The sequence below is a fragment of the Bacillus sp. JNUCC-22 genome (assembly GCF_018861275.1).
Lineage (GTDB): Bacteria > Bacillota > Bacilli > Bacillales > Bacillaceae > Bacillus > Bacillus velezensis.
The window spans coordinates 50,745-73,702 of record NZ_CP076408.1; the positions used below are offsets into that span (position 1 = coordinate 50,745).

The window sequence follows — 22,958 nt, forward strand, 5'->3', positions numbered from 1 at the left end:
GAAGTAATGAAAATTAAAGAAATTATTGTAGTCGAGGGACGCGATGACACTGCGCGCATAAAACTTGCCGTTGATGCGGATACGATCGAGACAAACGGTTCCGCAATCGGAGACGAAGTCATCAGACAGATTCGGCTGGCGCAGGAAACGAGAGGGGTCATCGTGCTGACGGACCCGGATTTTCCGGGGGAAAAGATCCGGAAAACCATTTCTGAAGCAGTACCCGGCTGTAAACACGCATTTCTGCCCAAACATCTTGCCAAACCGAAAAACAAGCGCGGCATTGGCGTTGAGCACGCATCCATTGAAAGCATCAGAGCATGTCTGGAAAATGTGCATGAAGAGATGGAGGCAAAGCCGAGTGAGATTTCAGCTGAAGATGTCATACAGGCCGGTCTGATCGGCGGACCGGCTGCCAAAAGACGCCGCGAACGATTGGGCGACCTGCTGAAGATCGGCTATACAAACGGCAAGCAGCTTCAAAAACGGCTGCAAATGTTTCAAATCAAAAGAAGTGATTTTATTGATGCGCTCGATGCTATGAGGCAGGAGGAACAGGATGAACAATAAAGATATCGCGACACCTATCAGAACGAAGGAAATTCTGAAAAAGTACGGTTTCTCTTTTAAAAAGAGTCTGGGACAGAATTTCTTAATTGATACAAATATATTGGACAGAATTGTGGACCATGCGGAAATTACGGATCGGACCGGAGTCATTGAAATCGGGCCCGGAATCGGCGCGCTGACAGAGCAGCTTGCCAAACGGGCGAAAAAGGTCGTCGCGTTTGAAATTGATCAGCGCCTCCTGCCCATTCTCAATGATACGCTGTCTCCATATGACAATGTAACGATCATTCATCAAGATGTGCTGAAAGCAGACGTCAAATCCGTCATTGAAGAGCATTTTCAGGATTGTGATGAAATTATGGTGACGGCGAATCTCCCATATTATGTGACGACGCCGATCATCATGAAGCTCTTGGAAGAACATCTTCCGTTAAAAGGGATTGTCGTGATGCTGCAAAAAGAGGTCGCTGAGCGGATGGCCGCTGATCCTTCTTCTAAGGAGTACGGATCGCTTTCCATTGCGGTTCAATTCTATACGGAGGCCAAAACCGTCATGACCGTCCCGAAAACGGTGTTTGTGCCTCAGCCTAATGTTGATTCTGCCGTCATCCGTCTCTTGCTTCGTGACGGCCCGGCGGTTGACGTCGATAATGAACCGTTTTTCTTCCAGCTGATTAAAGCAAGCTTCGCACAGCGCCGGAAAACCTTGCTTAACAACCTTGTGAACAATCTTCCGGGCGGAAAAGAGAAAAAAGCTCAAATTGAAGAAGTTCTTCAAGAAACGAATATTGACGGAAAGCGGCGCGGTGAATCCCTGTCCATAGAAGAATTCGCGCTCCTGTCCAACGGATTGCATAAAGCCCTTTTCTAAGAGGGCTTTTTGTTTTGCGTCACCACTTGGACTGCCGCTACATAGGCTAGAGGAGAACCTTATTCATTCAACTGCAAGAAAAGCTTGAAACATCAAGCGCCGCAGCGGAAAGAGGTGTATTTGCCAAGACTTCTTTCATGATGAGGCTTAGTCTATTTGTGGAGTGGGTAACGTGCAATTTCAAATAGGAGATATGGTAGCCAGGAAATCCTATCAAATGGATGTTTTATTTCGCATTATCGGTATAGAGCAAACAAGCAACGGAAATTCAATTGCCATCCTGCATGGTGACGAAGTCAGATTGATTGCGGATGCTGATTTTTCTGATTTGGAGCCTGTCAGAAAAGACGAACAGGCCATGAGAAAGAAAAGAGATGAAAGCAGGATGAATGAATCTCTCGAGCTGCTCCGCCAGGATTATAAGCTGCTTCGGGAAAAACAGGAATATTATGCGACAAATCAATATCAGCATCAGGAGCACTACTTTCATATGCCCGGAAAGGTATTGCATCTGGACGGCGATGAGGCCTATTTGAAAAAGTGCCTGAACTTTTATGAAAAAATCGGTGTGCCGGTATACGGAATTCATTGCCATGAGAAAAAAATGCCGGCATCAATTGACGAGCTGCTTGATAAATACAGGCCGGATATTTTAGTCATCACCGGCCATGATGCATATTCCAAGCATAAGGGAGGCGTGAACGATTTAAGCGCCTACAGGCATTCCAAACACTTTGTCGAAACCGTTCAAAGAGCGAGGCGTAAAGTCCCTCATTTGGATCAGCTGGTCATATTCGCGGGGGCCTGCCAATCTCATTTCGAGTCTTTAATCAGAGCGGGCGCGAATTTCGCAAGTTCGCCGTCACGCGTCAATATTCATGCGCTTGACCCGGTATATATTGTCGCGAAAATCAGCTTCACTCCGTTTATGGAGCGGATCAATGTGTGGGATGTCCTGAGAAATACGCTGACGAGAGAGAAAGGGCTGGGAGGAATTGAAACGAAGGGTGTGCTGCGTGTCGGTATGCCGTATAAATCAAATGGATGAGTGATAAAACCCGCATATATTTCGCTATGCGGGTTAATTATTTTACAAATTGATACATAAATTTCCGGAACTTGTGAAAAATAACGCAGAAATCAATAGAATTTTGTCAAAATAATTTTGTTGACAATGACTTATTAACGTTGATATAATTTAAATTTTATTTGACAAAATTGGGCTCTTGTTGTACAATAAATGTAGTGAGGTGGATGCAATGGCGAAGACGTTGTCCGATATAAAAAGATCGCTTGATGGGAATTTAGGTAAACGGCTTACGTTAAAAGCAAACGGCGGCCGCCGAAAAACGATTGAGCGTTCGGGCATTTTAGCTGAGACGTACCCTTCTGTTTTTGTGATACAACTAGATCAAGACGAGAATTCGTTTGAAAGAGTTTCATACAGTTATGCTGATATTCTGACTGAGACTGTTGAATTGACATTCAATGACGATGCGGCAAGCTCAGTAGCATTTTAATGGGCAGTGAACCTTTTGTTTACTGCTTTTTGTTTTGCCTTCTAAAGCTCTTCTAATTATTCCCTCGAAAGTTTCAGCCGATTAAACGGAAGCTATAAGTGTCACATGTTTTATCGTGGCGTGCACGAATGGTGATCAATTCTATAAAAGGGGTTGTTTCGTTTGGGCAGACGTCGTGGAGTTATGTCAGATGAGTTCAAATATGAGCTGGCGAAGGACCTTGGTTTTTACGATACGGTGAAAAACGAGGGCTGGGGAGGCATTCGGGCGCGTGACGCCGGGAATATGGTAAAGCGCGCGATTGAGATTGCCGAACAGCAGATGGCGGCTCAGAACCAAAATAACCGATAATGCAGTGGCCCGGGGGACAATCCGTTCCCCGGTTTTTTCTATCGGCTGTCAAAACCGGCTTCAATTTCGGATAAGTACCTCCGGGTCTCCAAATGTGATACAATGTTCATACTTATGTTTAGATGGAGAAGTAGGTGAAAGCTATGCGTATTTTAGAAAAAGCGCCGGCCAAAATCAATCTGTCCCTCGATGTGACGAGTAAACGCCCGGATGGTTATCACGAAGTGGAGATGATCATGACGACAATTGATTTGGCAGATCGGATTGAACTGACAGAACTGCCCGAAAACGTTATCAGAGTGGCGTCGCATAATCGCTTTGTTCCGGATGATCAAAGGAATCTGGCTTATCAGGCAGCCAAACTGCTTAAAGAACGATTTCAAGTCAAAAAAGGCGTTTCCATTATGATTACAAAAGTGATCCCTGTAGCGGCAGGGCTTGCCGGCGGAAGCAGCGATGCGGCAGCCACGCTCAGAGGGCTGAACAGGCTTTGGGATTTAAAGCTTTCTGTCGAAGAGCTCGCGGAGCTTGGAGCTGAAATCGGTTCAGACGTGTCCTTCTGTGTATACGGGGGCACTGCTCTGGCAACCGGACGCGGTGAGAAGATCAGGCACATCAGTGCTCCGCCTCATTGCTGGGTCGTGCTCGCCAAACCGACGATCGGGGTATCGACTGCCGAAGTGTACCGCCGGCTGAACTTACAGCAGGTTCGGCATCCCGATGTGCAGGCGATGATTGACGCGATTGAAGAAAAAAGCTTCCAAAAGGTATGCGGACAATTAGGAAACGTATTGGAGTCGGTTACGCTCAGCCTCCATCCCGAGGTGGCGATGATTAAAAATCAAATGAAACGCTTCGGCGCTGATGCGGTGTTAATGAGCGGAAGCGGACCGACTGTATTCGGTTTGGTTCAATACGAATCGAAGGTGCAGCGGATTTATAACGGGTTAAGAGGTTTCTGTGATCAAGTGTACGCGGTGCGGATGATCGGCGAACAGAATGCTCTTGATTAAATCCGTATGTTAAGTTATATTATTTTTAAATTATTCGGATTTTGGGGGTAAGTTCATGAAGTTTCGTCGCAGCGGCAGATTGGTGGACTTAACAAATTATTTGTTAACCCATCCGCATGAATTAATACCGTTAACGTTTTTCTCAGAACGGTATCAATCAGCAAAGTCATCAATCAGTGAAGATTTAACGATTATTAAACAGACCTTTGAACAGCAAGGCATTGGGACGCTGCTTACAGTGCCGGGAGCTGCCGGAGGCGTCAAATACATTCCGAAAGTGAAACAGGCTGAAGCAGAAGCGTTTATACAGGAGCTGGGACAGTCTTTAGTAAATCCTGAGCGTATCCTTCCGGGCGGTTATGTATATTTAACGGATATCTTAGGAAAACCATCTGTCCTCTCTCATGTAGGCAGGCTTTTTGCTTCCGTTTTTGCGGAGCGGGAGATTGATGTGGTGATGACCGTTGCGACAAAAGGAATCCCTCTTGCTTACGCAGCGGCCAGTTATCTGAACGTTCCGGTTGTCATCGTGCGAAAAGACAATAAGGTGACGGAAGGCTCCACGGTGAGCATCAATTATGTATCAGGGTCGTCTAACCGCATTCAAACGATGTCGCTTGCGAAAAGAAGTTTGGCTACGGGTTCGAACGTTTTAATTATTGACGATTTTATGAAAGCCGGCGGCACCATTAACGGCATGATCAGCCTGCTTGATGAGTTTAATGCAAACGTTGCGGGAATAGGCGTCTTGGTTGAAGCCGAGGGAGTGAATGAACGGCTTGTCGATGAATACATGTCACTGCTCACGCTTTCAACCATCAATATGAAAGACAAAACGATTGAGATTCAAAACGGCAATTTTCTGCGATTTTTTAAAGAACAGCATTTAAAGAATGGGGAGACAGAAAAATGACAAAAGCAATCCATACAAAACACGCGCCGGCAGCGATCGGGCCATATTCACAGGGAATCATCGTAAACAACATGTTTTACAGCTCAGGCCAGATTCCTCTTACTGCTGAAGGAGAAATGGTAAACGGTGATATCACAGAGCAAACGCATCAGGTGTTCAGCAATTTAAAAGCTGTGCTGAAAGAAGCGGGCGCTTCTCTCGAGACGGTTGTCAAAGCAACGGTGTTTATTGCTGATATGGAGCAGTTTGCGGAAGTGAATGAAGTGTACGGACAATACTTTGATGTACATAAGCCGGCAAGGTCTTGTGTGGAAGTGGCGAGACTGCCGAAAGACGCTCTCGTGGAAATTGAAGTCATTGCGCTGGTGAAATCTTAAATCTCAGAAAAGTGGTTCCGGTATCCGGGATCACTTTTTTTATGCAGTATATGATCCCCAAATATGGTTTATCACCTAATTGTGTATGTATATCCTATATTTTCAAAAAAACTTTTTGAAACGTGCAGGAATTTAAAAAGAATCGTGGAATTGTTAGACTAATGCTTTTATATAGGGAAAAGGTGGTGAACTACTGTGGAAGTTACTGACGTAAGATTACGCCGCGTGAATACCGATGGTCGCATGAGAGCGATTGCATCCATCACGCTGGATCACGAATTTGTCGTACATGATATTCGTGTGATTGATGGAAACAATGGTCTTTTCGTTGCGATGCCGAGTAAACGCACCCCTGATGGAGAATTCCGCGATATTGCTCATCCTATTAATTCCAGCACGCGGGGCAAGATCCAGGATGCTGTTTTAAATGAGTATCATCGTTTGGGTGATTCTGAAGCATTAGAATATGAAGAAGCCGGGGCTTCTTAAACATAACAAAATGTAAGGACTGCTGATAAAGGCTGACACAAGGCCTTTTCCGGCAGTCCTTTTTTAAATCTGATTTTTCAGTAATAAAGCGATTACATAGAAAATTCTTGCACTTTTTGATGTCTTCTTGAAATCAACAGCTATTTAGGATATATTTTTCTATGGATAAAAGGGATATTGGAGGCCATTAAATGGATAAGCGGTTTGCAGTGATTTTAGCTGCCGGAAAAGGAACGAGAATGAAATCGAAGCTTTACAAGGTCCTTCATCCGGTATGCGGAAAGCCTATGGTAGAGCACGTCGCAGACGAAGCTCTGAAATTATCTTTAGCGAAGCTTGTCACCATCGTAGGACACGGCGCCGAAGATGTGAAGAAGCAGCTCGGACAGAAAAGCGATTACGCTCTCCAAGCAGAACAGCTCGGTACGGCTCATGCGGTCAAACAGGCAAAACCATTTCTTCACGGAGAAAAGGGTGTCACGATCGTTATTTGCGGCGATACACCGCTTCTGACGGCGGAGACGATGGAAGCCATGCTGAATGAACATACAGACAAAGGTGCAAAAGCCACGGTGTTAACGGCCGTTGCCGACGATCCCGCCGGATACGGAAGAATCATCCGCAGTGAAGACGGCGCCGTTCAAAAAATCGTGGAGCACAAGGATGCTTCGGAGCAAGAACGTCTTGTGAAAGAAATTAACACGGGAACGTACTGTTTTGATAACGAGGCTCTTTTTCGTGTCATCGAACAGGTTTCGAATGAAAATGCCCAAGGCGAGTATTATCTGCCGGATGTGATCGAAATCCTCAAAGACGAAGGCGAAACTGTTGCCGCTTACCAGACTGGTAACTTCCAAGAGACGCTCGGAGTGAATGATAGAGTCGCTCTTTCTCAGGCTGAAATGTATATGAAAGAGCGTATTAACAAACGGCATATGCAGAACGGAGTCACTTTAATCGATCCGATGAATACGTACATCTCACCTGACGCACGTATCGGACAAGATACAGTTATTTATCCCGGAACTGTGTTAAAGGGACAAGCTGAAATTGGCGATGAATGTGTCATCGGCCCCCACACTGAGATAGAGGACAGCTCAATCGGCAGCCGCACTGTGATTAAACAATCCGTTGTCAATCGCAGCAAAGTTGGGAATGATGTAAATATCGGTCCTTTTGCTCACATCAGACCCGATTCCGCAATCGGCAATGAAGTGAAGATCGGAAACTTTGTTGAAATCAAGAAAACACAATTCGGCGACCGAAGCAAAGCATCTCATTTAAGCTATATCGGTGATGCCGAAGTGGGCACGGATGTGAATCTGGGCTGCGGCTCCATCACGGTCAATTATGATGGGAAGAAAAAGTATTTAACCAAAATTGAAGACGGCGCCTTTATTGGCTGCAACTCCAATCTGGTCGCTCCTGTTACAGTGGGAGAAGGCGCGTACGTCGCTGCGGGTTCAACCGTAACTGAAGATGTGCCGGGCGAAGCGCTTGCCATTGCCAGAGCAAGACAAGTAAATAAAGAAGATTATGTGAAAAACATTCATAAAAAATAATCCTAAAATCGGAGGTTTACCATGTCTAACGAATACGGAGATAAGAATTTAAAGATTTTTTCTTTGAATTCAAATCCAGAACTTGCAAAAGAAATCGCGGATAATGTAGGGGTTCAATTAGGAAAGTGCTCTGTTACAAGATTCAGTGACGGAGAGGTCCAGATCAACATAGAAGAAAGTATTCGCGGCTGTGATTGCTATATCATTCAGTCTACAAGTGCGCCGGTCAACGAGCACATCATGGAATTGCTGATTATGGTTGACGCTTTAAAGCGCGCTTCCGCGAAAACAATCAACATTGTCATTCCGTACTACGGTTATGCGCGCCAGGACAGAAAAGCAAGATCACGTGAACCGATTACGGCAAAACTTTTTGCAAACCTGCTTGAAACAGCGGGTGCGACACGCGTGATCGCGCTTGATTTACACGCGCCGCAAATTCAAGGTTTCTTTGATATTCCGATTGACCACTTAATGGGTGTTCCGATTTTAGGCCATTACTTTGAAGGTAAAGACTTGAAAGATATCGTCATTGTTTCTCCTGACCACGGCGGTGTGACGCGCGCCCGCAAACTTGCGGACCGTCTGAAAGCGCCGATCGCGATTATCGACAAACGCCGTCCTAGACCGAATGAGGTAGAAGTGATGAACATCGTCGGTAACGTGGAAGGTAAAACAGCGATTCTGATCGATGATATTATTGATACGGCCGGCACAATCACACTTGCCGCTAACGCGCTGGTTGAAAACGGAGCTGCAGAAGTGTATGCATGCTGTACGCACCCTGTACTGTCAGGTCCTGCCGTTGAGCGGATCAATAACTCTAAAATCAAGGAGCTTGTCGTAACGAACAGCATTAAGCTTCCTGATGAGAAAAAAATCGAACGCTTTAAGCAGCTTTCTGTCGGACCGCTTCTGGCTGAAGCGATTATCCGCGTTCACGAGAAACAATCTGTCAGCTATTTATTCAGCTAAACCGAAACTTTAAGGTTTAAATCCCAGTTATTGTGGGTATTGTTCTAATAGGACGATAAAACGATAATTAGGATGGTGCTGAATATGGCAACTTTAAAAGCAAATGAAAGAACAGATTTTAAACGTTCGACGCTTCGGAAAATCCGTCATTCAGGACATGTTCCAGGGATTATATACGGTAAAGAAATAACGAACACGCCTGTCTCTTTAGACAGTGTTGAATTGCTTAAAACATTGCGGGACGAAGGAAAAAACACGATTATCACAATTGATGTCAACGGAAATCAGCAATCGGTTATGGTGACTGATCTTCAGACAGACCCGCTCAAAAACGAATTGACGCACGCCGATTTTCAAGTCGTGAATATGAGTGAGGAGCTGGAGGCCGAGGTGCCGATTCAGCTGACGGGAGAGGCGAAGGGAGTCAAAGACGGAGGCGTCATCCAGCAGCCGCTGCATGAGCTTTCGATTAAGGCTAAGCCGAAGGACATCCCTCAGACAATCAATGTTGATATTTCCGGGCTTGAAATGAATGATGTGCTGACCATCGCAAATCTGACTGCTGACGGCAATTATACATTTACAAACGATCCGGAAGAAGTCGTGGCTTCCATCCTTCCTCCTAAGCAGGAAGCATTCGAAGAAGATGCAGAACCGTCTCCTGGGGAAGAGCCCGAAGGAGAAAATCAATAAGCGCTTTAAGACGTAACCCGCCCGAGGTTACGTCTTTTGTGCTAGAATGAGAAGAATTACAGCGATGTTGAGGGAGGATTTACGATGCTTGTGATTGCCGGTCTCGGTAACCCCGGGAAAACCTATGAGAACACGAGACATAATGTCGGCTTTATGGCCATTGACGAGCTTTCTAAAGAATGGAATATTGAATTGAATAAAACGAAATTCAACGGACTTTACGGAATGGGGTTTGTTTCCGGAAAAAAAGTTCTACTTGTTAAACCGCTTACATATATGAATTTATCAGGGGAATGTTTGCGGCCGCTACTGGATTATTATGATGCCGATCATGAAGATCTGAAAGTCATATACGATGACCTTGATCTTCCGACGGGAAAAATCAGGCTCCGGACGAAGGGGAGCGCAGGCGGACATAACGGAATTAAATCGCTTATACAGCACCTCGGAACCCCTGAATTTGACCGGGTCAGAATCGGAATCGGCCGCCCCGTCAACGGAATGAAAGTCGTTGACTATGTACTGGGAGCTTTTACGAAGGAAGAAGCGCCGCATATCAATGATGCCGTCACAAAAACCGTAAAAGCCTGCGAAGCTTCCTTAACGAAACCATTTTTAGAAGTCATGAACGAATTTAATGCAAATGTATAAGATAAATAATGGGAGACCATACTAGGGAAAAATGATTTTTTCACATCAGGAGGTCCAACGTATGGCTTTGCATTATTTCTGCCGCCACTGCGGCTTTAAGGTAGGGAGCCTGGAATATTCGACGGTGCCGACACAGTCACTTGGATTTCAGCACTTAACAAATGAGGAAAGAAACGATATGATTTCATATAAAGACAATGGAGATGTCCATGTTCTTACAATTTGTGAAGACTGCCAAGAGGCGCTGGAGCGCAATCCGCACTACCATGAACACAACACATTTATTCAATAAGAAGCTTTGGTGTAGATTCTAGACCAAAGCGTTTTTCTGTTCTTGCAGAAAATAGAGAGGAGGGCCCATATGGACAACATTCAAACCTTTATTAAAGAAAGCGATGATTTTAAATCCATTGTCAACGGTTTACATGAGGGGCTGAAGGAACAGCTGCTTGCGGGTCTGTCAGGTTCCGCGCGTTCTGTTTTTACCTCTGCCCTTGCACAGGAAACGAAAAGGCCGATTTTCTTTATCACCCATAATTTATATCAGGCCCAAAAAGTGACGGAAGATCTGACGGCGCTTCTCGGGGATCAATCTGTTTTTTTATACCCCGTGAATGAATTGATTTCTTCAGAAATTGCGGTAGCGAGCCCTGAACTGCGTGCTCAGCGGCTTGATGTCATTAATAGATTAACAAACGGAGAAGCGCCGGTCGTTGTGGCGCCCGTTGCGGCAGTGAGAAGAATGCTTCCGCCGAAGGAGCTGTGGAAAAGCAGCCAGCTCGTCATTTCACTCGGAGACGAAATAGAACCGGATCAGCTGTCCGCGCGCCTTGTAGAGGTGGGGTATGAGCGTTCCGATATGGTTTCTGCACCCGGTGAATTCAGTATTCGCGGCGGAATTATCGACATTTATCCGCTGACGTCGGAGCATCCGGTGCGAATTGAACTGTTTGATACGGAGGTCGATTCCATCAGAAGCTTCAATTCTGATGACCAGAGATCAATTGAGACGCTCAAACATGTGGCGATCGGACCGGCGAAGGAATTGATCATCAGGGCGGAAGAAAAAGCCCGGGCGATGGAAAGGCTCGATAAAGGGCTTGCCGACAGTCTGAAAAAGCTGAAGCAGGACAAACAAAAGGAAATGCTTCATATCAATATCTCACATGATAAAGAACGGTTATCAACGGGACAGACTGATCAGGAACTTGTGAAGTATCTCTCGTACTTTTACGAAAAACCTGCTAGTTTGCTAGATTATACACCGGCAGACACGTTGTTACTGTTAGACGAGGTCAGCCGCATTCATGAAATGGAGGATCAGCTGCAAAAAGAAGAGGCCGAATTTATGACAAGTCTGCTCGAGGAAGGGAAAATTCTGCATGACATTCATTTATCCTTCAGCTTTCAGGAGCTTATGAGCGAAAAGCGGCGCCCGGCTATTTATTATTCATTATTTTTGCGTCATGTCCAGCATACAAGCCCTCAGAATATCGTGAATGTGACAAGCCGGCAGATGCAGAGTTTTCACGGGCAGATGAATGTGCTCGCAGGTGAAATGGAGCGCTTTAAGAAATCAAACTTCACCGTCGTCTTTTTAGGCGCAAATAAGGACAGAACCGACAGATTGGCATCCGTGCTGGCTGATTACGAAATTGAAGCCGCAAAAACGGACAGCTCCAAAGCGTTTGTGCAAGGACAGGTCTATGTCATGGAAGGCGAGCTGCAATCCGGTTTTGAACTGCCGCTGATGAAGCTGGCCGTCATTACGGAGGAAGAGCTGTTCAAAAACCGAATCAAGAAAAAGCCGAGAAAGCAGAAGCTGACAAATGCCGAACGGATCAAAAGCTATTCCGAGCTTCAGGTCGGTGACTATGTCGTCCACGTCAACCACGGGATCGGTAAGTATTTGGGGATCGAAACACTAGAAATCAAAGGCATTCATAAAGATTACCTCAACATTCATTATCAGGGCAGCGATAAGCTGTACGTCCCTGTAGAACAAATCGACCAGGTGCAGAAGTACGTCGGCTCTGAAGGAAAAGAACCGAAGCTTTATAAACTGGGCGGCAGTGAATGGAAACGGGTGAAGAAAAAAGTTGAAAACTCCGTTCAGGATATTGCCGATGATCTGATTAAGCTTTATGCGGAACGGGAAGCAAGCAAGGGCTATGCGTTCTCGCCGGATCATGAAATGCAGCGGCAGTTCGAATCTGCTTTCCCTTATCAGGAAACAGAGGACCAGCTCCGTTCCATTCAGGAGATTAAAAAGGATATGGAAAGAGAGCGCCCGATGGACCGTTTGCTTTGCGGTGATGTGGGTTACGGGAAGACGGAGGTAGCCATCCGAGCGGCCTTTAAAGCGATCGCCGACGGAAAGCAGGTCGCGCTTCTTGTGCCGACGACAATACTCGCGCAGCAGCATTATGAAACCATTATGGAGCGTTTCCAGGACTATCCGATTAACATCGGTCTTCTCAGCCGATTCAGAACGAGAAAAGAATCCAATGAAACGATTAAAGGCCTGAAAAACGGAACGGTAGACATCGTAATCGGAACCCACAGGCTCTTATCTAAAGACGTCGTCTATAAAGATCTCGGCTTGCTCATCATTGATGAAGAGCAGCGCTTCGGCGTAACGCATAAGGAAAAAATCAAACAGATCAAAGCCAATGTCGATGTGCTGACTCTTACAGCGACGCCGATACCGCGCACGCTTCATATGTCCATGCTCGGTGTGCGGGACTTATCTGTTATTGAAACGCCGCCGGAAAACCGTTTCCCTGTTCAGACATATGTCGTGGAATACAACGGCGCGCTTGTGCGGGAAGCCATCGAAAGAGAACTGGCGCGCGGAGGACAGGTATATTTCTTGTACAACCGCGTGGATGACATCGAGCGGAAGGCTGATGAAATTTCCATGCTTGTTCCCGATGCGAAAGTGGCATATGCCCACGGAAAAATGACCGAAAATGAATTGGAAAGCGTCATGCTCAATTTTCTGGAAGGGGAATCAGACGTCCTTGTCAGCACGACTATTATTGAGACAGGCGTAGATATACCAAATGTCAATACCTTGATTGTGTTCGACGGAGACAAAATGGGGCTGTCTCAGCTGTATCAGCTGAGAGGACGGGTCGGCCGTTCCAACCGCGTCGCTTACGCGTATTTTACGTACCGCAGAGACAAAGTGCTCACTGAGGTGGCGGAAAAACGGCTGCAGGCGATTAAAGAATTTACCGAGCTGGGATCAGGCTTTAAAATCGCCATGCGTGACTTGACGATCAGGGGAGCGGGGAACCTTCTCGGCGCCCAGCAGCACGGCTTTATCGACTCAGTCGGTTTTGACCTGTACTCGCAAATGCTCAAGGAAGCGATTGAAGAGCGGAAAGGCGATATTCCGAAAAGCGAACAGTTTGAGACAGAAATTGATATCGAGCTTGACGCGTATATTCCTGAAAACTATATACAAGACGGCAAGCAAAAAATCGACATGTACAAACGCTTCAGGTCAATCGCCACAATTGAGGAGAAAAATGAGCTTCAAGATGAAATCATCGACAGGTTCGGCAGCTATCCTAAAGAGGTTGAATGGCTGTTTACGGTTGCTGAGATGAAGGTATACGGAAAATATGAACGCGTCGAACTCATCAAGCAGGATAAAGACGCGATCAGATTTACCATTTCTGAAGAGGCCAGCGCACAGATTGACGGTCAGAAATTGTTCGAACTCGGCAATAAATACGGCCGGCAGATCGGACTGGGAATGGAAGGGAAAAAGCTGAAAATCTCAGTACAGACGAAAGGCCGCAAAACGGAAGAGTGGCTGGAGACCGTGCTCGGCATGCTGAAAGGCCTTCAGGATGTGAAGAAAGAAACAATCGCGTCTTCATAAAAATTGTTACTCTCTGGTGTATATTACATTTGATGTGACGGATACTAATTTCAAGCGAGTGGCGGAAGCTACATAAAGTAAAGAGCTTTAGTACTTTCCCTTAAATATCATCACATGAAAGAGAGGCACCAGAGAGATGAAAGCTACAGGTATCGTACGTCGTATTGATGATCTAGGACGGGTCGTCATTCCTAAAGAAATTCGGAGAACTCTGCGAATCAGGGAAGGAGACCCGCTTGAAATATTCGTTGACCGCGACGGAGAAGTTATATTGAAAAAGTATTCTCCTATCAGTGAGCTTGGCGATTTTGCGAAGGAATATGCAGATGCTTTGTATGACAGTCTCGGCCATTCCGTCTTGATTTGCGACCGTGACGCGTATATTGCCGTTTCAGGCAGTTCGAAAAAAGAATTTCTGAACAAAGCCATCAGCGATTTGCTCGAAAAAACGATGGATCAGCGCAGCTCAGTGGTAGAAAACGACGTGAAGTCCGCGCAGCTTGTTAATGACATTGATGAAGATATGAGCTCCTATACAATAGCTCCGATCGTGGCAAATGGCGATCCTATCGGTGCCGTGGTCATCTTTTCCAAGGAACAGGCACTTGGAGAAGTAGAACATAAAGCGGTAGAAACGGCAGCCAGTTTTTTGGCGAGACAAATGGAGCAGTAGGTCTTATTACCATTATTGAAATAAGAAAACGGAGAAAGAGCAGCCCTTATACAAGTGCTGTTCTTTTTCATATTCATATGTGCTCTCTATCGGTTCGGCCGTTAGGATTGTGATATAATAAGCTCGTTTTATAGACGTAATTTTCTAGCGGCTGGAAGGAGCTTTTGGATGAACGATTCAGTTGGCGCCAAGCGGCAATCGGCATGGAAAGGTGCTTTTGTGCTCGTCGTTGCGGGTATCGTGACGAAGATATTAAGCGCCGTGTACAGGGTTCCTTTTCAGAATATTGTCGGTGACGTCGGATTTTACATTTATCAGCAGGTGTATCCGTTTTTAGGGATCGCGGTCATGCTGTCAACATCCGGTTTTCCGGTTATCATCTCAAAATTAATGAACGATTATAGCGATCATAAACAAAAAATAATGAAAATTTCCGCCCTTTATGTCACGGCGGCCGGACTTGTTCTGTTTGCGCTCATGTATGCCGGTGCGGCGCCGTTGGCCGGTTTTATGGGTGACGCCCGCCTTGTGATGCTGATAAGGGTCGCGGCGTTCGCTTTCATACTGTTTCCGTTTACGGCGGTTTTCCGGGGGTATTTCCAAGGCGTGCATGATATGATGCCGTCAGCCTTATCCCAGATTACGGAACAGCTTCTTCGCGTGGCGGTGCTTCTCGGTTTATCCTTCTGGCTTTTGAAAAGCGGCCGTTCATTATACGCCGCTGGTGCGGGGGCGGCCTCGGGATCAATTGCCGGAAGCTTGGCAGCCCTTTGTGTATTGGCTGTTTTCTGGTATAAGCGGGAAGAAACCAAGAAAGACGGCGGACATATCGCAACGGCCGTCATTGTAAAAAAGCTGCTGCTTTATTCAGTCACCATCTGTATCAGCAGTGTACTCATGCTTTTGATTCAGCTTGTAGACGCCTTAAACTTATATTCACTGCTTTCAGACGGGACGGAGAGCCATGCCGCGAAACAGCTGAAAGGCATATATGACCGCGGACAGCCGCTCCTTCAGCTGGGAACCGTGTTTGCCGTCAGTATCGCCGCGTCATTGGTTCCTTCAATTTCAAAAGCGGTGCATGAGAATAAGCCGTTTATCATAAAAGAGAAAGCGACATCAGCCGTCAAGCTCTGCCTTGCGGTAGGGATCGGTGCATCAGCCGGGCTTTTTTGCATTTTAGAGCCGGTGAATATCATGCTTTTCCAAAACAGTGAGGGGACGCAGACCTTACAAATATTCAGCTTATCTATCTTTTTTGCCTCGATTGCGCTTACAGCAGCCGCGATTCTGCAAGGAGCGGGACATACCGTTTTCCCCGCCGTATCCGTTTTGGCGGGAGGGGCGCTGAAATGGGTGCTGAATGTTTGGCTGGTCCCCGGCTGGGGTATTACAGGAGCGGCACTGGCGACCGTCTTGGCATTTGCCGCAGTTGCGTGCCTGAATCTCCGGAGAATTTGGTCGAAGGGCTGGCTGACGAATATCGGCGGCGTGATTGCCCGTCTGTGCTGGTGCAGTCTGCTGATGGTCTTCTTTCTGCTCGTATATATGAAGCTATGGCAGTTATTTGTTCCCGTCAGCAGGGCCGGAGCTGTATGTGAGAGTCTGTCTGCGTCAGTCATCGGAGGGCTATTGTTTATTTATTGTATGATAAGAATGAAGATTTTCACGGACGAAGAGCTGAGCGGCCTTCCTTTCGGCAGTGCTTTAAGCAAATTGAAAAAGAGGAGAGAAAAACATGGCAGGTAACATTACGGTCGTCGGCCTCGGCGCCGGAGACATGGATCAGTTGACAGTGGGCATACATAAGCTGCTGACTCAGGCGAAGCATTTATATATAAGAACGAAAGACCACCCTTTGATTCCGGAATTAGAGCAAGAGACGGAAGCGGACATCCGGTATTTTGATGATATTTATGAAAAACATGATCAGTTTGAAGCGGTCTATGAAGAGATCGCGGACATTCTGTTTGAAAAAGCGAAGCAAGAGGATGTCGTCTACGCTGTTCCCGGACATCCGTTTGTCGCTGAGAAAACCGTTCAGCTGTTATTTGAACGCCGGGAAGAACAACAGGTAGCTGTTCATACTGCCGGAGGGCAAAGCTTTTTGGATGCCACTTTTAATGCATTGCGAATTGATCCGATTGAAGGGTTTCAATTTACGGATGCGCAAACAATGACGCCGGATGAGCTCGAACTCCGCCATCACCTGATCATTTGCCAGGTTTATGACCAAATGACGGCCTCTGAGGTGAAGCTGACGCTTATGGAGAAATTGCCTGACGACTATGAAGTGGTCATCGTCACGGCAGCCGGAAGCAAGGGAGAAAAGATGACCAAGGTGCCTTTGTTTGAGCTTGACCGCAATGTAGAAATAAATAACTTAACAAGCGTGTATGTTCCGCCGATTAAAAAAGAAGAACTCCTTTACCAGGAATTTTCTGCATTCCGAAGTATTATTCGCGAGCTTCGCGGGCCGAACGGCTGTCCGTGGGATCAAAAGCAGACACACCAGTCATTAAAGAAATATATGATTGAGGAATGCTACGAACTGCTTGAGGCCATTGACGAAGAGGACACGGATCACATGATAGAAGAACTCGGGGACGTCATGCTTCAGGTTATGCTGCACGCCCAGATCGGAGAAGACGAGGGGTATTTCTCAATTGATGATGTCATCAGAGACATCAGTGCGAAGATGGTCAGACGGCACCCGCATGTGTTTAAGGATGTTAAGGTTCAGGATGAACATGATGTCGTCGCCAACTGGGAAGAAATCAAAAAGGCGGAAAAGCAAACAACATCCACTTCATTGCTGGATGCCGTGCCGAAAACACTGCCTTCTCTTGCAAAAGCGGCCAAGCTTCAGAAAAAAGCCGCAAAAACCGGCTTTGACTGGGATGACGTTCAGGATATATGGGATAAAGTAAATGAAGAGCTGAAGGAATTTTCTGCAGAGGCTTCCGCCGAATCAGCAGATGAAATCAGCTTAAAAGCTGAATTCGGCGATGTTTTATTTGCATTGGTCAATATCGGCCGATACTATAAAATTGAGCCTGAGGAAGCGCTCGCCATGACAAATGACAAATTCCGCAGACGCTTTGCTTATATTGAGAAAGAAGCGGCAGCAAAGGGACTTGAATTGACCGCAATGTCACTTGAGGAAATGGACAAATTGTGGGATGAAGCAAAAGAAATGGAGAGGAGATTCTGATATGAGACTTGATAAGTTTTTAAAAGTATCCAGATTAATTAAACGCCGCACATTGGCGAAAGAGGTCGCCGATCAAGGGAGAATCACAGTTAACGGGAATCAGGCGAAAGCCAGCTCAGACGTAAAAGCCGGTGATGAACTGACGGTCCGCTTCGGCCAGAAGCTTGTCACCGTGAAGGTAAACGAATTGAAAGAAACAACGAAAAAAGAAGAAGCCGCGGGCATGTATACAATCGTCAAGGAAGAAAAACTCGGCGAATAGGCTTGTTCTAAACAAGGCTCCCGTCTCATACAATGCAGTAATAATGCTAAAAGTATCGAGGATATGGGGGCTGAATAGATGAATTCATATTATGAGCAAAAAGGTTCTTCTTCTGTTCCGGAACAGCATGATGTAACGATGAAAGGGAGAAAGCATTTAGACATTTCGGGCGTCAAGCATGTAGAAAGTTTTGACAACGAAGAGTTTTTGCTGGAAACGGTTATGGGAATGCTTTCCGTCAGAGGCGAGAACCTGCAGATGAAAAATCTTGATGTGGAAAAAGGGATTGTATCTATAAAAGGCAGGGTGTTTGACCTTGTATATTTAGACGAGCAGCAAGGGGATAAAGCTAAAGGGTTTTTTAGCAAGTTGTTTAAATGACGCTGACCACCCAATTTTATACGATGCTGGCAATGACCGGTATGGGCGCCTGGCTCGGAGCGTCGCTTGATACATACAGGCTGTTTGTCAGCCGCGCCAAAACGGCCAGATGGCTGTTATTCATTCATGACATTCTCTTTTGGATTGTACAAGGTCTGCTGTTTTTCTATGTGCTGCTCAACGTGAATGAAGGGGAACTCAGGGTATACATTTTCTTGGCTGTCTTACTGGGGATTGCGACGTACCAAAGCCTGTTTAAACGAATGTATATAAAAATACTGAAATTTGCCATTCATCTTGCGGTGTCTCTTTACCAATTCGCAAAAAAGCTCATTCAGCACGTGCTGTTCCGTCCGGTGCTTCTGCTCTTTAAGCTGCTCATCGGGCTGATCACGGTTATTTCTTTATACTCCTATCGGGTGAGTGCCTTTTTTGCGAAGTGTCTTTTTAAGATCGTAACGTTTTTGCTGTATCCGCTGTTTTTCCTGTTGAAACAATTATTGAAACTTCTTCCTGAAAAGTGGCGTCTTACTTTCAAACGATATTTTCAAAAAAGTGCAGGATTTTTACAAAAGAGCAAGAAACTAATCATAACAATCAGATCGACCATGATACGTATTTTGAAAAGGTGAAAGGAGGACCGTCTGGTTTGAATCTATCTAGAGAACGTACAATAACTGAAATCCAAAACGACTATAAAGAGCAGGTTGAACGGCAATCCCAGCTTATGAAAAGAAGGCGGAAAGGGCTTTTCAGACGGTTGATCGTATTCGGCGCCCTTGTGTTGTTGACGGCTATTGTCTTAGCGGGTTCTCTGTGGTCACAGACCTCTTCCCTTAGCGCAAACGAAGAAAAGAAAGCTCAGCTGGAAAAACAAGTGAAAGAATTGAACGCGAAACAGGCTGATTTAAAAGATGAAATTTCCAAATTAAAGGATGAGGATTACGTCACAGAGCTTGCCAGAAGAGACTTGTTTATGTCAGGAAATGGTGAGATTCTCTTCAATGTAGAAAAGAAGAGCAAGTAGCCTTGTTGACACTTAAATTTTTATTTAGGTATAATTAAACAAACGATCTTTTTATAAGCCTAAGGAGGAGCACTTTTTTTATGTCGATTGAAGTTGGCAGCAAGTTGCAAGGGAAAATAACAGGTATTACAAATTTCGGAGCATTTGTTGAATTGCCTGGAGGCTCAACCGGTCTCGTTCATATCAGTGAGGTAGCCGATAATTATGTTAAAGACATTAACGAGCATTTAAAAGTCGGCGATCAAGTTGAAGTGAAAGTCATCAACGTTGAAAAAGACGGGAAAATTGGTTTATCAATTAAAAAAGCTAAAGACCGTCCGCAAGCCAGACCTAGAAATGATTTCCGTCCGAAAGAATCTTTTGAACAGAAAATGAACAAGTTTCTTAAAGATAGCGAAGACCGCTTATCATCTTTAAAACGAAACACGGAATCAAAACGTGGAGGGCGCGGAGCAAGAAGAGGATAACTTGCTGCTTTCTATAAATACATGGAGCATCCGTCTATCCCAGCGGGTGCTTTTTTTGTATTCACCCATATAGTCAGAAAATTAAAACTTTAAAGTTTCTGTTGACGGAATGAAGAAACCTTTGTATTATATAACTTGTGCTTATAAGCACCTATATGGCGGTGTAGCTCAGCTGGCTAGAGCGTACGGTTCATACCCGTGAGGTCGGGGGTTCGATCCCCTCCGCCGCTACCATATATATGGCCCGTTGGTCAAGCGGTTAAGACACCGCCCTTTCACGGCGGTAACACGGGTTCGAATCCCGTACGGGTCATCAAGCGAATCGGCTTCTGTTGCAGAAGCCGATTTTTTCATATTTAGACAACTTTTTGAGAAATGTCGGAGGAAATACGAAAGGAAAGGGGAACAAGGGAGAAAGCGTCGAAGAGTTCTTTGGAATTGTTACCTTCTTTTGACAAAATCCTATCTGGGCTTTCATTTATAATGACAAGCAACGAATAAAACAGGTGGGGGATGAGAGCAATGGAAAAAGCGGAAAGAAGAGTGAACGGGCCGATGGCGGGACAAGCTCTGGAAAAACTGCAATCGTTTTTTGAAAAGGCGGCAAAGCTTACAGTCCATCAAGCGCATTCACTTTTTTTCTATAAGGGTTTCATTTATGTCGTGATCGGTTTTTTACTTGGACGGGCTTTCATATTATCTGAGGTTCTTCCGTTTGCGCTGCCGTTTTTCGGAGCGATGCTTTTGATCAGAAGAGATAAAGCCTTCTATGCTTGTCTGTCTTTACTTGCGGGCGCTTTAACCATTTCGCCGAAACACTCTTTATTGATTCTCACAGCTTTGGCCGTCTTCACTCTATTTTCAAAAATCGGTACATATATCGTGCAGGACCGGGTGAAGATGCTGCCGATCGTGGTGTTTTTCTCTATGGCTGCCGCGAGAATCGGATTTGTTTATTTTGAGAGCGGCGCTTTTACCACCTATGATTATGTGATGGCTGTTGTCGAGGCGGGCCTGGCCTTTATTTTGACGCTGATCTTTTTGCAAAGCCTGCCGATCTTCACGATCAAAAAAGTGAAGCAATCGTTAAAAATAGAAGAAATCATCTGTTTTATGATCTTGATCGCATCCGTTTTAACCGGGCTTGCCGGTGTTTCATTTCAGGGAATGCAGGCTGAACATATCCTGGCCCGCTATGTCGTGCTGAGTTTTTCCTTTGTCGGCGGGGCAAGCATCGGCTGTACGGTCGGTGTTGTGACCGGACTGATCCTCGGGCTTGCGAATATCGGGAATCTCTATCAAATGAGTCTGCTTGCGTTTTCCGGGCTTCTTGGCGGGCTGCTGAAAGAAGGAAAGAAAGCCGGAGCCGCAGTCGGATTAGTGATCGGCTCACTGCTGATTTCATTATATGGAGAAGGGTCTGCCGGATTAATGACCACTCTTTATGAATCTTTGATTGCCGTTGTTTTGTTTTTGATTACGCCTCAATCGATTACGAAAAAGGTGGCGCGATACATACCGGGCACTGCTGAGCACAGTCAGGAACAGCAGCAGTACGCGAGGAAAATCAGAGATGTCACCGCCCAGAAAGTAGACCAGTTCTCCAATGTGTTTCATGCCTTGTCGGAGAGCTTCGCCACCTTTCATCAGACGTCTTCCGATGAGCAGGCGGAAGAAGGGGAAGTGGATCTCTTTTTAAGCAAAATCACGGAGCATTCGTGCCAATCCTGCTATAAGAAAAGCAAATGCTGGGTTCAAAACTTTGATAAAACATATGACTTAATGAAACAAGTTATGCATGAAACAGAAGAAAAACAGTATGCCTCAAACCGCAGATTAAAAAAGGAGTTTCAACAGCACTGTTCCAAATCCAGACAGGTGGAAGAGCTGATTGAGGACGAACTTGCCCACCATCACGCCCATCTGACACTGAAGAGAAAAGTTCAGGACAGCAGAAGGCTTGTTGCCGAGCAGCTGTTGGGGGTTTCTGAGGTCATGGCGGACTTTTCTCGGGAAATAAAACGGGAGAGGGAGCAGCATTTTATTCAGGAAGAACAAATGATAGAGGCGCTGCAGCATTTCGGAATCGAGATTCAGCATGTCGAGATATACAGCTTGGAGCAGGGCAATATTGATATCGAAATGACAATCCCGTTCAGCGGAGGACACGGCGAGAGTGAGAAAATTATCGCCCCGATGCTGTCTGACATTCTTGAGGAGCAGATACTTGTCAAAAGCGAACAGCACTCGACTCATCCGAATGGCTACAGCCATGTTGCGTTCGGTTCGACCAAGTCGTACCGGGTATCGACAGGCGCGGCTCATGCGGCAAAAGGCGGCGGCCTTGTCTCCGGCGACAGCTACAGCATGATGGAACTGGGGGCGAGAAAATATGCGGCCGCGATCAGTGACGGCATGGGCAATGGGGCGAGGGCCCATTATGAGAGCAATGAAACGATTAAGCTCCTCGAAAAAATTCTCGAATCAGGTATTGATGAAAAAATAGCGATAAAAACGATCAACAGTATTCTGTCTTTACGGACGACAGACGAAATCTACTCAACTCTCGATCTTTCTATCATTGATCTTCAGGATGCAAGCTGCAAATTCTTGAAGGTCGGTTCAACGCCGAGTTTTATCAAGCGGGGAGATCAAGTCATGAAAGTTCAGGCCAGCAATCTGCCGATCGGCATCATCAATGAATTTGATGTGGAGGTTGTAAGTGAACAGTTAAAAGCGGGAGATCTGCTCGTCATGATGAGTGACGGTATTTTTGAAGGGCCGAAGCACGTTGAAAACCACGACCTGTGGATGAAACGGAAAATGAAAGGGCTGAAAACCGAAGACCCGCAAGAAATCGCTGATATATTAATGGAAGAGGTCATCAGAACGCGTTCCGGCCAAATCGAAGACGATATGACAGTGGTTGTTGTCCGGATTGACCACAACACGCCGAAATGGGCTTCCATACCGGTGCCGGCGGTTTTCCAAAATAAAAAGGAGATTTCTTAATCCATTCGTATAAATCACTTTCCTTCTGGCGAAGATGGGACT

At 45.8% G+C, this 22,958-nt stretch carries 24 protein-coding genes and 2 tRNA genes; all 26 read left to right on the forward strand.

The window, feature by feature from the left end; genetic code table 11:
- Positions 1–6: 6 nt before the first annotated feature.
- The 26 genes from rnmV to spoIIE all read left to right on the forward strand — a co-directional run bounded on the left by rnmV (position 7) and on the right by spoIIE (position 22,916).
- Complete coding sequence (rnmV, locus tag JNUCC22_RS00270) at positions 7–570, forward strand: ribonuclease M5 (RefSeq protein WP_004264696.1); 564 nt, start codon at positions 7–9, stop codon at positions 568–570.
- Positions 560–1,441 (forward strand): 16S rRNA (adenine(1518)-N(6)/adenine(1519)-N(6))-dimethyltransferase RsmA, encoded by an 882-nt coding sequence (gene rsmA / locus JNUCC22_RS00275; protein WP_015239023.1) that lies wholly within the window; start codon positions 560–562, stop codon positions 1,439–1,441. Before rnmV ends, rsmA begins: the two co-directional genes overlap by 11 nt.
- A 172-nt stretch (positions 1,442–1,613) precedes the next feature.
- Positions 1,614–2,489 carry a sporulation peptidase YabG gene (gene yabG / locus JNUCC22_RS00280; protein WP_004264691.1) on the forward strand — a complete coding sequence of 292 codons (876 nt, stop codon included), beginning with the start codon at positions 1,614–1,616 and terminating at the stop codon, positions 2,487–2,489.
- Between the two features lie 211 nt (positions 2,490–2,700).
- Complete coding sequence (gene veg, locus JNUCC22_RS00285) at positions 2,701–2,961, forward strand: biofilm formation stimulator Veg (protein WP_003218330.1); 261 nt, start codon at positions 2,701–2,703, stop codon at positions 2,959–2,961.
- Positions 2,962–3,123: 162 nt separating this feature from the next.
- The gene (locus tag JNUCC22_RS00290) at positions 3,124–3,312 is read left to right on the forward strand and encodes a small, acid-soluble spore protein, alpha/beta type (RefSeq protein ID WP_011996172.1); all 189 of its coding nucleotides are present in this window, start codon (positions 3,124–3,126) and stop codon (positions 3,310–3,312) included.
- A gap of 143 nt (positions 3,313–3,455) precedes the next feature.
- Complete coding sequence (ispE, locus tag JNUCC22_RS00295) at positions 3,456–4,325, forward strand: 4-(cytidine 5'-diphospho)-2-C-methyl-D-erythritol kinase (protein ID WP_007409927.1); 870 nt, start codon at positions 3,456–3,458, stop codon at positions 4,323–4,325.
- 55 nt (positions 4,326–4,380) lie between these two features.
- Positions 4,381–5,238 (forward strand): pur operon repressor, encoded by an 858-nt coding sequence (purR, locus tag JNUCC22_RS00300; RefSeq protein ID WP_004264666.1) that lies wholly within the window; start codon positions 4,381–4,383, stop codon positions 5,236–5,238.
- Positions 5,235–5,615: a 2-iminobutanoate/2-iminopropanoate deaminase gene (ridA, locus tag JNUCC22_RS00305; protein WP_004264663.1), complete on the forward strand. Its 381-nt coding sequence runs from the start codon at positions 5,235–5,237 to the stop codon at positions 5,613–5,615. The genes purR and ridA overlap by 4 nt, the downstream gene beginning before the upstream one ends.
- A 195-nt stretch (positions 5,616–5,810) precedes the next feature.
- On the forward strand, positions 5,811–6,104 hold the full coding sequence (gene spoVG / locus JNUCC22_RS00310) for a septation regulator SpoVG (RefSeq protein WP_004264660.1): 294 nt from the start codon (positions 5,811–5,813) through the stop codon (positions 6,102–6,104).
- Between the two features lie 191 nt (positions 6,105–6,295).
- Positions 6,296–7,666: a bifunctional UDP-N-acetylglucosamine diphosphorylase/glucosamine-1-phosphate N-acetyltransferase GlmU gene (gene glmU, locus JNUCC22_RS00315; RefSeq protein WP_004264658.1), complete on the forward strand. Its 1,371-nt coding sequence runs from the start codon at positions 6,296–6,298 to the stop codon at positions 7,664–7,666.
- Positions 7,667–7,687: 21 nt separating this feature from the next.
- On the forward strand, positions 7,688–8,641 hold the full coding sequence (locus JNUCC22_RS00320) for a ribose-phosphate diphosphokinase (protein WP_007409928.1): 954 nt from the start codon (positions 7,688–7,690) through the stop codon (positions 8,639–8,641).
- An 84-nt stretch (positions 8,642–8,725) separates the two neighbouring features.
- Complete coding sequence (locus JNUCC22_RS00325) at positions 8,726–9,334, forward strand: 50S ribosomal protein L25/general stress protein Ctc (protein WP_108725196.1); 609 nt, start codon at positions 8,726–8,728, stop codon at positions 9,332–9,334.
- Positions 9,335–9,418: 84 nt separating this feature from the next.
- Positions 9,419–9,985 (forward strand): aminoacyl-tRNA hydrolase, encoded by a 567-nt coding sequence (gene pth, locus JNUCC22_RS00330; protein WP_007409930.1) that lies wholly within the window; start codon positions 9,419–9,421, stop codon positions 9,983–9,985.
- 61 nt (positions 9,986–10,046) lie between these two features.
- A complete protein-coding gene (locus JNUCC22_RS00335; protein WP_004264650.1) occupies positions 10,047–10,277 on the forward strand; it encodes an anti-sigma-F factor Fin in 231 nt (76 codons plus the stop codon).
- A 69-nt stretch (positions 10,278–10,346) separates the two neighbouring features.
- Positions 10,347–13,880 carry a transcription-repair coupling factor gene (mfd, locus tag JNUCC22_RS00340; protein WP_216062040.1) on the forward strand — a complete coding sequence of 1,178 codons (3,534 nt, stop codon included), beginning with the start codon at positions 10,347–10,349 and terminating at the stop codon, positions 13,878–13,880.
- 136 nt (positions 13,881–14,016) lie between these two features.
- Positions 14,017–14,553, forward strand: coding sequence for a stage V sporulation protein T (gene spoVT / locus JNUCC22_RS00345; RefSeq protein WP_004264646.1), 537 nt, complete (start codon positions 14,017–14,019; stop codon positions 14,551–14,553).
- A 168-nt stretch (positions 14,554–14,721) separates the two neighbouring features.
- Positions 14,722–16,302 (forward strand): putative polysaccharide biosynthesis protein, encoded by a 1,581-nt coding sequence (locus JNUCC22_RS00350; RefSeq protein ID WP_015239026.1) that lies wholly within the window; start codon positions 14,722–14,724, stop codon positions 16,300–16,302.
- The gene (mazG, locus tag JNUCC22_RS00355; RefSeq protein WP_007409933.1) at positions 16,292–17,767 is read left to right on the forward strand and encodes a bifunctional methyltransferase/pyrophosphohydrolase YabN; all 1,476 of its coding nucleotides are present in this window, start codon (positions 16,292–16,294) and stop codon (positions 17,765–17,767) included. The genes JNUCC22_RS00350 and mazG overlap by 11 nt, the downstream gene beginning before the upstream one ends.
- Position 17,768: 1 nt before the next feature.
- Positions 17,769–18,029, forward strand: coding sequence for an RNA-binding S4 domain-containing protein (locus tag JNUCC22_RS00360; protein WP_007409934.1), 261 nt, complete (start codon positions 17,769–17,771; stop codon positions 18,027–18,029).
- 78 nt (positions 18,030–18,107) lie between these two features.
- The gene (gene yabP / locus JNUCC22_RS00365; RefSeq protein WP_004264638.1) at positions 18,108–18,410 is read left to right on the forward strand and encodes a sporulation protein YabP; all 303 of its coding nucleotides are present in this window, start codon (positions 18,108–18,110) and stop codon (positions 18,408–18,410) included.
- A complete protein-coding gene (gene yabQ, locus JNUCC22_RS00370; RefSeq protein ID WP_007409935.1) occupies positions 18,407–19,042 on the forward strand; it encodes a spore cortex biosynthesis protein YabQ in 636 nt (211 codons plus the stop codon). The genes yabP and yabQ overlap by 4 nt, the downstream gene beginning before the upstream one ends.
- A gap of 17 nt (positions 19,043–19,059) precedes the next feature.
- A complete protein-coding gene (gene divIC, locus JNUCC22_RS00375; protein WP_004264632.1) occupies positions 19,060–19,437 on the forward strand; it encodes a cell division protein DivIC in 378 nt (125 codons plus the stop codon).
- A gap of 80 nt (positions 19,438–19,517) precedes the next feature.
- On the forward strand, positions 19,518–19,904 hold the full coding sequence (locus JNUCC22_RS00380; RefSeq protein WP_004264630.1) for a S1 domain-containing RNA-binding protein: 387 nt from the start codon (positions 19,518–19,520) through the stop codon (positions 19,902–19,904).
- A 157-nt stretch (positions 19,905–20,061) separates the two neighbouring features.
- Positions 20,062–20,138: transfer RNA gene (locus JNUCC22_RS00385), tRNA-Met, on the forward strand.
- Positions 20,139–20,145: 7 nt separating this feature from the next.
- A tRNA-Glu gene (locus tag JNUCC22_RS00390) sits at positions 20,146–20,217 on the forward strand.
- Between the two features lie 209 nt (positions 20,218–20,426).
- Entirely contained in the window at positions 20,427–22,916 is a 2,490-nt protein-coding gene (spoIIE, locus tag JNUCC22_RS00395) for a stage II sporulation protein E (protein WP_007409936.1), read from the forward strand.
- The last annotated feature ends 42 nt before the right edge of the window (positions 22,917–22,958 follow it).